Source organism: Roseomonas sp. WA12, assembly GCF_054165765.1.
On record NZ_CM135108.1, the window covers coordinates 1,365,627 to 1,380,278 of the forward strand.

General features: G+C 68.9%; 10 protein-coding genes. 3 read left to right on the top strand and 7 right to left on the bottom strand.

Features of this window, described 5'->3' with window-relative positions:
- Positions 1-3: 3 nt before the first annotated feature.
- Together ACVBD7_RS06550 and ACVBD7_RS06555 are read right to left on the bottom strand one after the other, a co-directional pair.
- Positions 4-891: a hydroxymethylglutaryl-CoA lyase gene (locus tag ACVBD7_RS06550; RefSeq protein WP_458096691.1), complete on the bottom strand. Its 888-nt coding sequence runs from the start codon at positions 889-891 to the stop codon at positions 4-6.
- A 128-nt stretch (positions 892-1,019) separates the two neighbouring features.
- Positions 1,020-1,922, bottom strand: coding sequence for a LysR family transcriptional regulator (locus ACVBD7_RS06555; protein WP_458096692.1), 903 nt, complete (start codon positions 1,920-1,922; stop codon positions 1,020-1,022).
- A 139-nt stretch (positions 1,923-2,061) separates the two neighbouring features.
- Here ACVBD7_RS06555 and ACVBD7_RS06560 point away from each other — a divergent pair, with 139 nt between their 5' ends.
- From ACVBD7_RS06560 to ACVBD7_RS06570, 3 genes are all read left to right on the top strand, one after another.
- Positions 2,062-3,672 (top strand): ABC transporter substrate-binding protein, encoded by a 1,611-nt coding sequence (locus ACVBD7_RS06560; RefSeq protein ID WP_458096693.1) that lies wholly within the window; start codon positions 2,062-2,064, stop codon positions 3,670-3,672.
- Positions 3,673-3,692: 20 nt separating this feature from the next.
- The gene (locus ACVBD7_RS06565; RefSeq protein ID WP_458096694.1) at positions 3,693-3,947 is read left to right on the top strand and encodes a hypothetical protein; all 255 of its coding nucleotides are present in this window, start codon (positions 3,693-3,695) and stop codon (positions 3,945-3,947) included.
- Positions 3,948-4,035: 88 nt separating this feature from the next.
- Positions 4,036-6,018 carry an AsmA family protein gene (locus ACVBD7_RS06570; protein ID WP_458096695.1) on the top strand — a complete coding sequence of 661 codons (1,983 nt, stop codon included), beginning with the start codon at positions 4,036-4,038 and terminating at the stop codon, positions 6,016-6,018.
- Here ACVBD7_RS06570 and ACVBD7_RS06575 read toward each other — a convergent pair.
- From ACVBD7_RS06575 to ACVBD7_RS06595, 5 genes are all read right to left on the bottom strand, one after another.
- Positions 6,015-8,003, bottom strand: a complete 1,989-nt coding sequence (locus ACVBD7_RS06575) for an acetyl/propionyl/methylcrotonyl-CoA carboxylase subunit alpha (RefSeq protein ID WP_458096696.1) — start codon at positions 8,001-8,003, stop codon at positions 6,015-6,017. The genes ACVBD7_RS06570 and ACVBD7_RS06575 overlap by 4 nt on opposite strands.
- Positions 8,004-8,011: 8 nt before the next feature.
- A complete protein-coding gene (locus ACVBD7_RS06580) occupies positions 8,012-9,634 on the bottom strand; it encodes a carboxyl transferase domain-containing protein (RefSeq protein ID WP_458096697.1) in 1,623 nt (540 codons plus the stop codon).
- Positions 9,634-10,803, bottom strand: a complete 1,170-nt coding sequence (locus ACVBD7_RS06585) for an isovaleryl-CoA dehydrogenase (protein WP_458096698.1) — start codon at positions 10,801-10,803, stop codon at positions 9,634-9,636. Before ACVBD7_RS06585 ends, ACVBD7_RS06580 begins: the two co-directional genes overlap by 1 nt.
- A gap of 122 nt (positions 10,804-10,925) precedes the next feature.
- Positions 10,926-13,217: a xanthine dehydrogenase molybdopterin binding subunit gene (gene xdhB, locus ACVBD7_RS06590; RefSeq protein ID WP_458096699.1), complete on the bottom strand. Its 2,292-nt coding sequence runs from the start codon at positions 13,215-13,217 to the stop codon at positions 10,926-10,928.
- Positions 13,217-14,617, bottom strand: coding sequence for a xanthine dehydrogenase small subunit (locus ACVBD7_RS06595; RefSeq protein ID WP_458096700.1), 1,401 nt, complete (start codon positions 14,615-14,617; stop codon positions 13,217-13,219). The genes xdhB and ACVBD7_RS06595 overlap by 1 nt, the downstream gene beginning before the upstream one ends.
- Positions 14,618-14,652 lie beyond the last annotated feature (35 nt).

Genomic DNA, 14,652 nt, shown 5'->3' on the forward strand with positions numbered 1-14,652 from the left:
CACTCATGCGGCGCGGCGCGCCGGTTGAAAGGTGGGCGGGATACCGGCGGCGGCGACGCGGCCTGAAAGCGGCTCGTCCGGCAGGCCGTCCCGGAGTGCGGCACGGGCGTCGATCAGGGCCGCAAGGTTGATTCCGGTGTCGAACCCCTCGGACTCCAAGATGTAGACGAGGTCCTCGGTGGCGATGTTGCCGACAGAACCTGGCGCGAACGGGCAGCCTCCCAGGCCGCCCAGTGCCGCGTCGAAACCGCGCACGCCTTCCTCCAGCCCCGCCAGCACGTTGGCGAGGCCGGTGCCGAGCGTGTCGTGCAGATGCAGGTTGCCCAGCGGCACGGGGCCGATCGCGGCGCGCACGGCGCGGACCAGGCGGCGGATCGAGGACGGGGTGGCATAGCCGAGCGTATCGGCCAGAGCGACGGATGCCGCTCCCGCCTCGGCCAACTCGGCGGCCAGCGACGCCACCTCGCCCTCCGGCACCCTGCCCTGGAGGGAACACCCGAAGGCGGTGGCGATGCCGGCTTCGATTCGCGGGGCCTCGTCGCCGAGGCCGCGAGCCCAGGCGACCACGGCGCGGAACTCCGCCACCTGCTCGGCCCGGCTGCGGCGGACATTGGAGCGGCTATGCGCCTCGCTGGCCGAGACCGGCAGGACGATGCTGCACGCGCCGGCCGCTGCGGCATTGCGGGCGCCGCGCAGATTGGGCGCGAGGACGACGGCATGGAGAACGGGGTGTTGTTCGCGGACGGCGCGAACCACCTCGGCAGCATCGGCCATGCCCGGCATGGTGGCGGCCGGCACGAAGCTCGCCACCTCCATCTCATGCAGGCCGGCCGCTGCCATGGCCGCGATCCAGCGCAGCTTGGCGCCCGTCTGCATTACCGAGCGGCTCATCTGCAGACCGTCGCGCGGACCAACTTCCCGCACCACGACCCGTTCGTTCCCGGACGCATCTGTCATAGACCCGAGATTGCCCGCGCGCCACGCGGCAGAGAAGCGCCGTTTGGCGGGGGCAGCCTGCGTCAGCCGCGCATGCTGGTGCGGAGGTGATCGCGTAACAGGCGCGCCGCCGGAGGCAGGCCGTTACCCGGGCGCGCCACCAGTCGTAGCGCCCGCAGCGCCCAGGGATCGCGCAGAGGGACGGCGTGAGGACCGGGCGGCCCATGATCCGCCAGCCCGTCCGGCATGACGGTCAGGCCAAGCCCGGCTGCGACGAGGCTGCGCGCGGCGTCGGCGCCCGAGACCTGGAAGCGGAATTCGAGCCGGCGTCCGAGGCGCTGGGCGGCTTCGGCCAGCAGGAGGGAAAGGGCACCGCCCCCGGCCAGGCCAATGAGCGGGTGGTCCAGCGCCTCGGCAAAGCTGGCATCGGGCTGTGCTGCCAGCGGGTGGCCGCGTGGAGTGAGAAGGACCAGCCGATCCCGGCGCCAGGGCCAGGCCTCCATCGGCTCCGGGATTTCGCCGCCCGCGGTGATGACACCAAGATCGCCGCGCCCCTCGGCCAGTTCGTGCAGGATCGCGCTACTGGACGCCTCGCGCAGTTCCACGCGGATGCCCGGGCGCGCCTCCATGAAGGCGGCGAGGATGCGGCCGAGATCGTGCCCGGCGATGACCGAGGGTGCGGCGTGCAGCCGGGCGCTGCCAAGGCCACCAGTGGCGAAGGCGCGCAGGTCCTCGTCGAAACGGGAGGAGAGGCCGAACAGGGCGCGGGCGTGCTGGGCCATCGCCTCACCCGCCGCGGTGGGGCGCACTCCGCGCGCGCTGCGCTCAAGCAGGGGGAGGCCGCACTCCTCCTCGAGCGTCCGCAGGCGCTTGGCGGCAGCGGAATGAGCGATGCCGCAGCGCAACGCGGCGCGGGCGATGCTGCCCAGCTCTAGCGCCTCCAGCAGCAGGCGAAGTGTGACCCAGTCGGCGTTGGCGGCCCCCATCTCGCTCCGTCCCTCTCCGCGCAATGATGGCCCGCGGTCCGCGGGGCGGGAAGGCTGCCTTGGCAGCGGCCGGGGCGGGGCGTTAGACAGGCCACGACAGGTCCGACCGGCAGAAGCCGGCGGCAATGGAGGATGCGGCATGGATCGGCGTGGCTTTCTGTCGTCCGGCGCGGGGCTTTGCGCCCTGGGTGCGGCCACCGGCACGGGCCTCCTCGCGGCGCCCCGGCTGGCGCGGGCGCAGTCAAACCGTGTGCTGCGGGTCATCCCCCAGGCCGATCTCGCTGTGCTCGACCCCGGCATCACCACCGCGACCGTCACCCGCAACCACGCCTTCATGGTCTTCGACACCCTCTACGGGATGAACGCGGCCGGCGAGCCGGTCCCGGAGATGGTCGGCGCGCAGGAGGTCAGCGAGGAAGGCCGCGTCTGGACGCTTCGCCTGCGCGACGGGCTGCGCTTCCACGACGGCACGCCGGTGCGCGCCGCGGATTGCGTGGCCAGCATCCGCCGCTGGGCACGGCGCGATCCCTTCGGCCGCACGCTGATGAGCGTGACCGACGAGCTCTCTGCCCTGAACGACAGGACGCTGCGCTTCCGACTCAAGCGTCCCTTTCCGCTGCTGCCTCAGGCCCTGGCCAAGACCACGCCCTATTGCCCGTTCATCATGCCCGAGCGCGTCTTCCCGGCCGATCCGAATACAGCGGTGACGGAGATGGTCGGCAGCGGCCCCTTCCGCTTCCTGGCCGGCGAGCGCGTGCCCGGTGCCCGCGTGGCCTATGCCCGCAACGAGACCTATGTCCCCCGTCCCGACGGCCAGCCCGGCCTTTCCGCCGGCCCGAAGATCGTGAATGTCGATCGGGTGGAGTGGCAGATCATCCCCGATGCCGCGACCGCAATGGGCGCCGTGCAGCAGGGCGAGGTGGACTGGCTGGAGCGTCCGATCCCGGACCTGCTGCCGCGCCTGGCACGCGACCGGTCGCTCAAGGTGGAGGTGACGAACCGCGCGGGCACGCTCGCCTTCCTGCAGTTCAACCACCTGCACCCCCCCTTCGATAACCTGGCGATCCGCAAGCTCGTCCTCTCCGCGGTGAATCAGGAGGATTTCGCGGCGGCGATCGGTGGCTCCGACCCCGCGCTGCGCGGTGGCAGGGTCGGCATCTTCCTGCCGGGCGCGCCAATGGCGACCGACGCGGGGCTGGAAGTGATGGCCGGCCGGACGGATTTCGATGCTCTGAAGCGCGAGCTGGCCGCCGCTGGCTATAAGGGCGAGCGCGTGGTCATGCTGGTGGGCACGGACAGCCCGGTGAACAACGCGGCCAGCGAAGTGGCAGGCGAACTGCTGCGCAAGATGGGCTTCAACCTCGACTACCAAGCCATGGACTGGGGCAGCGTGGTGCAGCGGCGGACGAGCCAGCAGCCGCCGGACCGCGGCGGATGGAGTGTTTTCGCCGTGAGCGCCGATGGCGACTACTTCAGCGACCCCACCGTCGTTCCCTCCATCCGCGCGAACGGGAAAGACGCGTGGATCGGTTGGCCGGATAGCCCGGGGATCGAAGCGCTGTACCGCGAATGGTTCCTCGCGCCCGAGCAGGCGCAACGGCAGGCGATCGCCCGAGAACTGCAGTTGCAGACCTTCAAGGACGTGACCTGGATCCCGGTCGCGCATGTGTTCCTACCGACGGTCATGCGGCGGGAAGTCTCGGGCGTGCTTCCAGGCTTTATCAAGTTCTGGAACGTCCGGAAGGGATAACCCCGCCCGGCCATACGGGCATGATCCAGCCGGCGCGACGGACCGATCACGAACGGGTGTGGCGGGAAGAGCCTTCGGCCTTCCTGCGTTACCCGCGCAGATCAGTGCAGCAGGGAGGTGTGGCCATGGCGACCGGTCCGCAAAGTGACAACAAGGCGGAGAGCACGGCTTCTCCAGTTGAGCGTGCCCCGGACGGCATGTTGGTGATGGGCTTTATTGGCATTTTTGTTCTCGGTGGCCTCGCTGTGTTCGCCTGGATCGCGTCGATCGGCTGAGCCGGTGCGCCCGTCGTTCGGGGGCTACAGGTGAACCTGGACCGGCCTCGTGCATTACATGACCTGGGCGAGGCGGACGGAGGACAGCATGGCGGCACGCCGCATACCGCGCTGGGCGATATGGACCGGGGTCCCGCTCGCAGCGCTCGCCTTGCTGGTCGTGTTCTGGTCCTGGGACTGGTTCATTCCTATTGCCGAGAGCCGGGCGTCGGCCGCGCTCGGGCGAAAGGTGACCATCGAGCATCTCCATGTCCGGCTCGGTCGCGTTACCGAGGTGTCTGCGGACGGCGTACGGATTGCCAACCCCGAGGGTTTTGCGGAGGACCCGCCCTTCGCACGTGCAGAGCGTCTTTCCGCCAAAGTCGACGTCATGGCTTACTGGCATGAGCGCGCCATCGTTATTCCCGCAATCGAGGTCACGCGGCCGGTCGTCGAGGCCGTGGCCCTGGCCGATGGACGCACGAACTACGATTTCAACACCGGGAAGCCGGCTGGCGAGAGCGCCCCCGCGCCGGAACCGAGCGCACCGAATGCGGCGCCGCGAATCGGCCTGCTCCGGATTGTCGAAGGCCAGGCGCATGTCGTGGATCCTCGCCTCCGGGCAGATTTCAACGTCGCCATTGCCACCCGGGCGGAGGACACAGACGAGCCTCGCATCGCCGTCGAGGCGCGCGGCACCTATGCCGGGCAGCCAATCACCGGCACGGCACTAGGTGGTGCCGTCCTGGCGCTGCAGGACACGGGCAAGCCCTGGCCGATCGAGATGCAGGTGGCGAACGGACCGACACGCGTCAGCCTCCGCGGATCGCTGCGCAACCCGCTGGAACTGCAGGGTGCTGATGTGCGCCTCGAATTGCGCGGCCCGGACATGTCGCTTCTCCAGCCGCTGACCGGCGTGCCGATCCCGAAGACACCTAATTACGAGATCGCCGGGCAGCTCGATTACGTCGATGGCCGCGTGCGGTTCCGTGACTTCACCGGCCGCATGGGCCGCAGCGATATCGGCGGCACCATCGCGGTAACGACGGGCGAGCAGAAGCCGATGGTCGAGGCTGAGTTGCGGTCGCGCCGCGTCGACCTCGCCGATCTCGGCGGCTTCATCGGCGAGGAGCCTGGCCGCGCCTCGACGCCCGGCCAGAGTCCGCAGCAGCGGCGCGAGGTGGCGCGCAACGAATCCCGCGGCCGCGTGCTGCCGGATGACCCCATCAACTTCCCCAAGCTGGATGCCGCGAACGTCCGGCTGAACTACCGGGCCGACAGCATCGTCGGGCGCAACATCCCTTTCGACAATATGCGCGCCGTGATGGAGGTGAAGGACGGGGCGGTAACGTTGCGGCCGCTCGCCCTCGGCGTTGGGACGGGGCAGATTGAGGGTGAGATCGCCCTCACGCCGCAAGAGGGCGGGCAGTTGCATGCCCGCGCCGATGTCCGATTCCAGCGGCTCGACGTCTCGCGGTTGATGCAAGCGACGCAGACCTTCGAAGGCGCAGGGCGTATCAACGGACGCAGCCGTATCGACGGCACGGGACGGTCCTTCGCCGATATTCTCAGCCGCGGCAACGGTGAGATCACACTGGGCATGTCGGGCGGAAATCTCTCGGCGTTGCTGGTGGACCTTTCCGGCCTGCGCCTGGCAAATGCGATCCTCTCGGCCATCGGCGTGCCCGGGCGAACGGTGGTGCAGTGCTTCGTCGGCAACATCGCCCTCCAACGGGGCACGGCCAACCTGCGCACGGTCATACTCGATACCGAGGATGTGGTGGTGAATGCGACCGGCGCGGTGGATATCGCGCGGGAGCGGCTGAATGTGCGGCTGCGGAGCGAATCCAAGTCCTTCACAATCGGCGCGATCCCTACCTCCATCCTGGTCGATGGAACCTTCCGCGACCCAGATGTCGGGCCGGACATGACGGAGCTGGCCACGCGCGGCGGCATTATTGGCGGGCTGGCGGCCCTTGTGGCGCCGGTGGCCGGGCTGCTGCCGACGATCCAGTTCGGTACGGGTGAGGACGACCGCTGCGAGGCGCTGGTGCGCGGCGGCGGGCGAGCGGCTCGGCGCCCCTCGCGCTAGTCGAGGGACACCAGTTCGGCGCCGTCCTCAACCAAGTCTCCGGGCGCACAGTGGACGGCCGCAACCGTCCCATCCGCCGGGGCTGTGATGCGCATCTGCACCTTCATCGCTTCCATCACCAGCAACACGGCACCGCGCGCAACTGACTGGCCCGGCTGCACGGTAACCTCGAGCACCTTCCCTGGCATGGGCGCGAGAATGCGGCCGGTGGTGGCACCCGTTGCCTCGCTTGGCGCAAGCGGATCCGTGGCGCGCAGCTGGTGGGCCGTGCCGTCGAGGAAGACCGAGATGCGTTCGCCTTGCCGCAGGACACGGGCGCGGCGGACCGTGCCGTCGAGCGCCAATGAGAGCGTGCCATCTGCAGCCTCGGCGGCCGTGACCTCGGCGGTACCGTCCGGCAGGATCAGCCGAAAGCCATGCTCGCCGGGATAGGCGCGGAGAACGCTCGTGTTCTCACCATCCGTGAGCACGACGTCCTGGTACCCTTCACCACTCAGCCGCCAAGCCGATGCCGCCGCCCAAGGCGAGTGCGGATCCGCTGGATCCGAAGAGGCATGAGCGGCGGCGTCCGCCAGAACTTGTGCGACAGCGGCCGCCAGGGCCGCGCGTGGCGCTGGGCCGGCCGACGCCAGCAACGTGTCCGCATTCCGAGCAATGAAGCCGGTATCGAGCTCGCCCGCGCGGAAGGCGGGATGCGCGGCGATGGCGCGGAGGAGCGGGAGGTTGGTTGCGGGCCCAACCAGCTCGGTGGCGTCCAAAGCGCGAGAGAGGCGGGCCAGTGCCGCTGAACGGTCCGGGCCATGCGCGATGATCTTGGCGAGCATGGGGTCATAATGGATGGTGACTGCGTCGCCTTCGCGAACGCCCGTGTCAATGCGGATGCCGCCCGTCTCCGGCGGGGTGCGGAGATGGTCGATCCGGCCGGTGGACGGCGCGAAATCGCGAGCGGGGTCCTCGGCGTAGAGCCGCATCTCGATGGCGTGGCCCTGGATGCGGAGCTGGTCCTGCGTCATCGGCAGGGGCTCGCCGGCTGCGACGCGGAGCTGCCACTCCACCAAGTCCTGGCCGGTGATGGCCTCAGTGACGGGGTGTTCTACCTGTAGCCTGGTATTCATCTCCATGAAGGCAAAGGTGTCGCCTTCAGCGATGAACTCTACCGTTCCGGCGCCAACATAACCGATCGCGCGGGCCGCATCACAGGCCGCGCGCCCCATCGCCTCACGCCGCGCAGGATCCATACCCGGGGCGGGGGCCTCCTCCACTACCTTCTGGTGGCGCCGCTGGATCGAGCAGTCGCGCTCGAACAGGTGAACGGTGTTGCCCTGGGTGTCGGCGAAGACCTGGATTTCGATATGACGAGGGCGGGTGAGATACCGCTCGAGCAGGACGTGGTCATCGCCGAAGGCAGAGCGCGCCTCACCCTTGGCCAGCGCGAGCGATTGCTCCAGGCCGTCAGCGGATTCCACCACCTTCATGCCCTTGCCGCCTCCACCCGCGCTGGCCTTGATGAGCAGCGGGTAGCCGATGCGGTCGGCTGCCGCCTGCAGGGCTTCGGGCGACTGATCGTCGCCGTGGTAGCCGGGCACGAGTGGTACGCCGGCGCGCTCCATCAGTGCCTTCGCTGCGGACTTCGATCCCATGGCCCGGATGGCGGAGGCGGTCGGGCCGATGAAGGTGATGCCAGCAGCGGCGCATGCATCGGCGAATTCCGCGTTCTCCGAGAGGAAGCCGTAGCCGGGGTGAATGGCCTCGGCGCCGGATGCCCGCGCTGCTGCGATGATCGCATCGATGTGGAGATAGGACTCGCGCGCCGGCGCCGGCCCGATGTGACGGGACTCATCGGCCATAGCAACATGCATCGCGCCGACATCGGCATCGGAATGCACGGCCACGGTGCGGATGCCCATGCGGCGTGCGGTGCGGATCACGCGGCAGGCGATCTCGCCGCGATTGGCGATGAGGATGGTGCGGAACATCGCTGTCATAGGGCGCATCACATCCGGAACAGGCCGAAGCCCGGCGGCCGCGAGGCCCAGGATTCGATTGGTGCGTTCAGCGATGCCGAAATGGCCAACGCCAGCACGGTGCGCGTATCGGCAGGGTCGATGATGCCATCGTCCCACAGGCGGGCGGTGGCGTAGTACGGGTTGCCCTGGGTTTCGTACTGCTCGCGCAGCGGCGCCTTGAAGCTCTCCTCCTCCTCGGCCGGCCAGGTGCCACCTTTTGCCTCGATCGCGTCGCGCCGGATGGTGGAGAGGACGGATGCCGCCTGCTCGCCCCCCATCACCCCGATGCGGGCATTGGGCCACATGAAGAGGAAGCGCGGTGAATAAGCTCGCCCGCACATGCCGTAGTTACCAGCGCCGAAGCTGCCGCCGATGACGACAGTGAACTTCGGCACGGTTGCGGTGGCCACGGCGGTGACCATCTTTGCGCCGTCCTTTGCGATGCCGCCGCTCTCGTATTTGCGGCCGACCATAAAGCCCGTGATGTTCTGCAGGAACACCAGCGGGATACCGCGCTGGCAGCACAGCTCGATGAAATGCGCGCCCTTCTGCGCGGATTCGCTGAACAGCACTCCATTGTTGGCCACGATGCCCACAGGATAGCCGTGCAGTCGCGCGAAGCCGGTGACGAGGCTGGGGCCGTAAAGAGGTTTGAACTCGTCGAACTCCGACGCGTCAACCAGCCGCGCGATCACCTCGCGCACGTCGTAGGGCTGGCGAAGATCGGCGGGGACGAGGCCGTGCAGCCCGCGTGGATCGTAGGCAGGTGGTCGCGGTGGCACGATGTCGAGCGAAGCGGGCTTGCGCGTGTTCAACCCGGCCACGATGCGGCGTGCGATGCCGAGCGCGTGGGAGTCGCTCTCGGCCATGTGGTCCGTCACGCCGGAAATGCGGGAATGCACCTCGGCGCCGCCGAGATCCTCCGCGCTCACCACCTCGCCCGTCGCCGCCTTCACCAGCGGCGGGCCGGCGAGGAAGATGGTGCCCTGGTTACGCACGATGATGCTCTGGTCCGACATCGCCGGCACATAGGCGCCCCCCGCGGTACAACTGCCCATGACCACCGCGATCTGCGGGATTCCCTTGGCGGACATGTTCGCCTGATTGAAGAAGATGCGGCCAAAATGGTCGCGGTCGGGGAAGACCTCGTCCTGGTTGGGAAGGTTGGCACCACCGGAATCGACGAGATAGAGGCAGGGCAGGCGGTTCTGCTCGGCGATCTCCTGCGCGCGCAGGTGCTTCTTCACGGTGAGCGGGAAATAGGTGCCGCCCTTAACCGTCGCGTCATTGGCCACCACCATGCATTCGCGGCCCTCGATGCGGCCGATGCCGGTCACGATGCCCGCGGAGGGCACTTCGTCACCGTACAGTCCGTTCGCCGCGAGCTGCCCGATCTCAAGGAAAGGGGAGGCGGGGTCGATCAGCGCGCGGATACGGTCGCGTGGAAGAAGCTTGCCGCGGGCCAGATGCTTCTCCCGCGCACCCGCGCCGCCACCTTCACGCACGCGGTCGGCCCGGGCGCGCAGGTCATCGACCAGGGCGCACATGCGTGCAGCGTTCTCCCTGTATTCGGGAGAGCGCGCGTCGAGTGCAGTGGGGAGAACAGGCATCAGGCGGTCTCGTTGAACAGCTCGCGGCCGATCAGCATGCGCCGGATCTCGCTGGTGCCGGCGCCAATCTCGTACAGCTTCGCGTCCCGTAGCAGCCGTCCGGTCGGGTAGTCGTTGATGTAGCCGTTGCCGCCCAGTGCCTGGATGGCCTCCAGCGCCATCCAGGTGGCCTTCTCGGCCGCGTAGAGGATGGCGCCGGCAGCATCCTTGCGCGTGGTACGGCCGGCGTCGCAGGCCTTGGCGACGGTGTAGACATAGGATTTGGCGGCGTTCATCACCGTGTACATGTCGGCGATCTTGCCCTGCATGAGCTGGAACTCGCCGATCGCCTGACCGAACTGCTTGCGGTCATGGACATAGGGCAGAACCACGTCGAGGCAGGCCTGCATGATGCCAGTCGGCCCTGCGGCGAGCACGGCGCGCTCGTAATCCAAACCGCTCATCAGCACGTTCACGCCGCGCCCCTCGGTTCCCAGCACATTCTCCGCCGGCACCTCGCAATCCTCGAAGACCAGCTCGCAAGTGTTGGATCCGCGCATGCCTAGCTTGTCCAGCTTCTGCGCGGTGGAGAAACCCGTGAAGCCTTTCTCGATCAGGAAAGCAGTGATGCCGCGCGGGCCCGCCTCCGGATCGGTCTTGGCATAGACCACCAGCGTATCGGCATCCGGCCCGTTGGTGATCCACATCTTGCTGCCGTTGAGCACGTAGCGGTCGCCACGCCTCTCGGCGCGGGTCCGCATGCCAACGACGTCTGATCCGGCGCCGGGCTCGCTCATCGCCAGCGCGCCGACATGCTCGCCGGAAATCAGTCTGGGCAGGTATCGCGCCTTCTGCTCCGCATTGCCGTTGCGGGCGATTTGGTTCACGCAAAGATTGGAATGAGCGCCGTAGGAAAGCGCGACGCTGGCCGAGGCGCGGCTCAACTCTTCCATGGCCACGCAGTGCTCGAGATAGCCCATGGCGGCACCGCCATACTCCTCCGGCGCCGTGATGCCGAGCAGCCCGAGATCACCGAACTTCCGCCAGAGGTCCATCGGGAACTCGTTGCTGCGGTCGATCTCGGCGGCGCGGGGGGTGATCTCGTCGGCGGCGAAGGCGGCCACCTGCTCGCGCAAGGCGTCGGCAGTCTCGCCGAGGCCGAAATCGAGTCCACGGAAGCTGTTGCTCATGCCGTTCCCTCTGCCCGGCTTCTGGCGCGCGGGGCTTTCCGGCACGGTATGGCTCACCCGGGCCGGCCGCAAGCGGGGGCAAGTCCTGAGGTGGCCAATGCGGCGTCGGTAAGGCCCTGCCATTACCCCCGTGCAGCGAAGAGCAGCCGCTCCGGCGTTGCGGGCAGATCCAGCCGGTCGCTTCCGGCCGCGTCCCGCAGCGCGTTCCAGACTGCCGTCGCCAGCATAAGCGGCGGCTCCCCCACGGCTTTGGAGCGGAACACCGTGTCGGCGCGGTTCGGGGCGCCTTCGAGCAGGCGGACGTTGAACACGGGTGGCACGTCGCGCGAGCCCGGGATTTTGTAGGTGGACGGGCCGAGGCTGCGCAACCGCCCCTCCGCGTCCCACCACAGCTCCTCGCAAGTCAGCCAACCCAGCCCCTGGACGAAGGCGCCCTCAATCTGGCCGAGATCCACGGCGGGGTTCAGGGATCGACCGCAGTCCTGGACCAGATCGGCGCGGATCATCCGGTGCTCGCCCGTCAGCAGGTCCAGCTCCACCTCCGCGATCGCGGCGCCGTAGGAAAAGTAGAAGAATGGCTCGCCGCGGATGGCGGCCGGGTCCCAATGGATGTCCGGGGTCTTGTAGAACCCGGTCGAGGAAAGAGACACGCGGGCCTGCACGCAGCGATGGGCCAGTTCGGCGAAGCGCATGCGGTGATTGCCAGCGAACACCTCCTCTTCCTCGAAGCGTACCTCCTCCGCTTGCACGCCCCATTCGGCCGCTGCCAGCTCGGCCATTCGGCTTCGGACGGTGGTGGCCGCGATCTGGGCCGCCCAGCCATTCAGGTCCGTTCCCGTGCTGGCAGCAGTTGGCGCCGTGTTGGGCACCTCCGCCGTGCTGGTGGGGGTGATCCGCACGCGCTCAACCGGCACGCCGAAGACGCCGGCGACCACCTGAGCAATTTTGATGAACAGCCCCTGGCCCATCTCCGTGCCGCCATGGTTCAGGCGGATCGAGCCATCCTCATAGACATGCACCAGCGCGCCCGCCTGATTCATCGACATGATGCCGAAGGAGATGCCGAAGGCGAGCACGAAGCTGCCCAGCCCGCGCCGTACCACCTCGCTGCCCGCATTGAAGGCGTCGATTTCGGCGCGGCGGCGGGACCATTCCGCGCCGTCGCGGCACTCGGCCCAGACGCGCCGAATCAGGTCGCCCTCCAGCGCCTGGCCATAAGGGGTGAGGGCGTCGTTCAGTCCCCCGGCCATGTTGCGGTCCCGCACCGCCTCCTGCGTCGTGCCGAGGGCGCGGGCGACATGGCGGGTGACATCCTCCATCAGCAGCACGCCCTGCGGCCCGCCGAAGCCGCGGAAGGCGGTGTTGCTGACCGTGTTCGTCTTGCAGGCGATCCCGGTGATAGCGACGTCCGGCACGTCCAGGCAGTTCAGCGCGTGAGTGACCGCTCGGAACACCACCCCGCCAGAGAGGTCCACGCTGTGACCGCCGTCGGCCGCGAGCGTCGCCTCCAGCGCCAGGATGCGGCCCGTTTCGTCGAACCCGGCCTGCCAGCGGAACAGCATGGGGTGTCGCTTGCCTGTCGCCGCAATGTCCTGCTTGCGGCCCAGCCGCAGCTTCACCGGCCGCCCGGTGCGGCGTGCGGCCAGGGCTGCGCAGGCGGCAACCCAGGAAGCATTGCTCTCCTTGCCCCCGAACCCGCCACCCAGGCGCCGGACCTGTACGGCAATCAGGTTGTGGTCACAGCCGAGCAGGCGCGCTGCGACATGCTGCACCTCGGTCGGGTGCTGGGTGGAAGAGTGGATGGTCAGGTCGCCATCCTCTCCCGGGATCGCGATCGCAATCTGGCCTTCGAGATAGAAATGCTCCTGCCCGCCGGCCTGAAAGCTACCGGACAGGCGGCGCGGCGCGGCGGTGAGGGCGGTTGCGGCGTCGCCTCGCGACATGACCATCGGCGGCATGAGGAAGGCCCCCGCGTCCAGCGCCTCCTCGACCGAAAGCACGGGCCGTAGCGGCTCGATGACGGGGTGCACGGCCGCGGCTCCGGCCAGCGCGGCATCCCGCGTTTCCGCCACGATGATGGCAAGCGGCTGGCCCCAGGTTTCCACCAGCCCCTCGGCCAGCATCTGCTCCGGCGCGCGCTTTGCCTGGGCGATGTCGTTGCGGCCGGGGATATCACGCGGACCGATCGCAGCAACCACGCCGGGGGTGGCCAGCGCGGGGCCAAGGTTGAGCGGCGCTAGATGCCCGTGCGCCACCGGCGAGAGCACGAGCGCCGCGTGAAGCAGCCCGGCGGGCAGGGGGATGTCGTCGGCGAAGCGGGCCTCGCCGGTCGCGTGCCTCAGCGCGCTATCCTGGCGCAACGCGGCGCCCGGTCCCGAGAGGGTAGATCCGGTGTCGCGGGGGGGCATGTCCATCAGACAAACTCCGGCTGGCGATGCCAGAGACGGCGGAGAAGGTTCCCGGCGGCCAAACGACGATAGGCGGCACTGCCGCGGAGGTCGGAAAGCGGGGCGATGGCAGCCTCGAGCGCACCAGCCGCCTCATGGACCGAATGACGGGTCCAGGGACGACCAGTAAGGGCCTCCTCTGCGGCCGTGCAGCGCTCCGCGCGCGGGCCCGTGCCGCCCAGCGCGATCCGCGCCCACGCGACGCGCCTGTCCTCCACGACGATGACAGCGGACAGGCCAACCGTCGCGATATCCTGGTCTGACCGCTTCGACAGCTTCTCCGCCGCGAACAGAGCGCCGGCTGGGGGACGGGGAATCAGCACGTCTCGGATCACTTCCGACGGGCCGAGGGCATTGGTGCGGTAGCCCGTCAGGAAGCTCTCCACCGCCATCTCCCGCTCCCCCGCCGGCCCAGCGATCCGCAGTGTGGCGCCCAGGGCGATGAGGGGCGGCAGTGTGTCGCCGATGGGCGATGCCGTGCCGAGATTGCCGCCCAAGCTTCCCATGCCCCGGATCTGGCGGGAGCCGAGCCGCCGGAGCAGCCCGGCGAGCGGAGCGAAGGCCGGATCAGCCTCGCAGGCTGCGAGGAGGCGCCGGTAAGGGGTTGCCGCCCCGACGCGCAGCCCCTGCGGTTCAACCTCCAGACCGGAGAGCTCCACCACATCCGACAGGCAGATGACCTCCTCTGGCATCTCCTGCCGCTCTGAAACGCGGAGGCCCAGATCGGTGCCGCCCGAAAGCAGCCAGGCCTGCGGATGGGCGGCACGGAGGGCAAGGAGGCCGTCCAGGGTCGTCGGCCGGTGGAACACCTGCCCGGGAGCCTCAAGCCGGACCGCCGCCGCGCTGGGTACGGGCGCGGAGGTCACGCCATCGTCCTGCAAGGCACCGAAGGCGTCGACAATCGGGCGGTAGCCGGTGCAGCGGCACAGATTGCCCGCCAGCGCGTCATGGACATCCCCGCCCTCACGGGAGTGAGCCCAGGCCGCCATGACGATGCCGGGCGTACAAAATCCGCACTGAGTCGCATCGGATTCCGCGAGGAGGCGCTGCACGGGATGCGCGGCACCGCCGTGCCCAAGCAGGCCCTCAACGGTGCGAATGGCGCGGCCATGCATCTGGCCGAGCAGGGCAAGGCAGGCATTGACCGGCACCCGGGCGCCGTCCGCCTCCTCGATGACCACGGTGCAGGCTCCGCAATCGCCCTCCGCGCAGCCCTCCTTCGTGCCGGTGAGGGCAGCGGGACCGCGAAGCCAATCGAGCAGGGTCGTGGTGGGCGATGTGCCCGCGGGAAGGCTGCGGGGCGTGCCGTTAAGCGTGAAGGCGATCGGGCCGGCGGAGGGGCCGTTCGCTGGGGCGGTTGGCATCATGGGCGAAGCCTAGCAGGCCCCGTGCCGGATTCAGC

Bases quoted from the DNA above. Each gene is read 5' to 3' on its own strand.
- ACVBD7_RS06550 (WP_458096691.1), bottom strand. From the start codon at position 891: ATGAGCCGCTCGGTAATGCAGACGGGCGCCAAGCTGCGCTGGATCGCG.
- ACVBD7_RS06555 (WP_458096692.1), bottom strand. From the start codon at position 1,922: ATGGGGGCCGCCAACGCCGACTGGGTCACACTTCGCCTGCTGCTGGAG.
- ACVBD7_RS06560 (WP_458096693.1), top strand. From the start codon at position 2,062: ATGGATCGGCGTGGCTTTCTGTCGTCCGGCGCGGGGCTTTGCGCCCTG.
- ACVBD7_RS06565 (WP_458096694.1), top strand. From the start codon at position 3,693: ATGATCCAGCCGGCGCGACGGACCGATCACGAACGGGTGTGGCGGGAA.
- ACVBD7_RS06570 (WP_458096695.1), top strand. From the start codon at position 4,036: ATGGCGGCACGCCGCATACCGCGCTGGGCGATATGGACCGGGGTCCCG.
- ACVBD7_RS06575 (WP_458096696.1), bottom strand. From the start codon at position 8,003: ATGACAGCGATGTTCCGCACCATCCTCATCGCCAATCGCGGCGAGATC.
- ACVBD7_RS06580 (WP_458096697.1), bottom strand. From the start codon at position 9,634: ATGCCTGTTCTCCCCACTGCACTCGACGCGCGCTCTCCCGAATACAGG.
- ACVBD7_RS06585 (WP_458096698.1), bottom strand. From the start codon at position 10,803: ATGAGCAACAGCTTCCGTGGACTCGATTTCGGCCTCGGCGAGACTGCC.
- xdhB (WP_458096699.1), bottom strand. From the start codon at position 13,217: ATGGACATGCCCCCCCGCGACACCGGATCTACCCTCTCGGGACCGGGC.
- ACVBD7_RS06595 (WP_458096700.1), bottom strand. From the start codon at position 14,617: ATGATGCCAACCGCCCCAGCGAACGGCCCCTCCGCCGGCCCGATCGCC.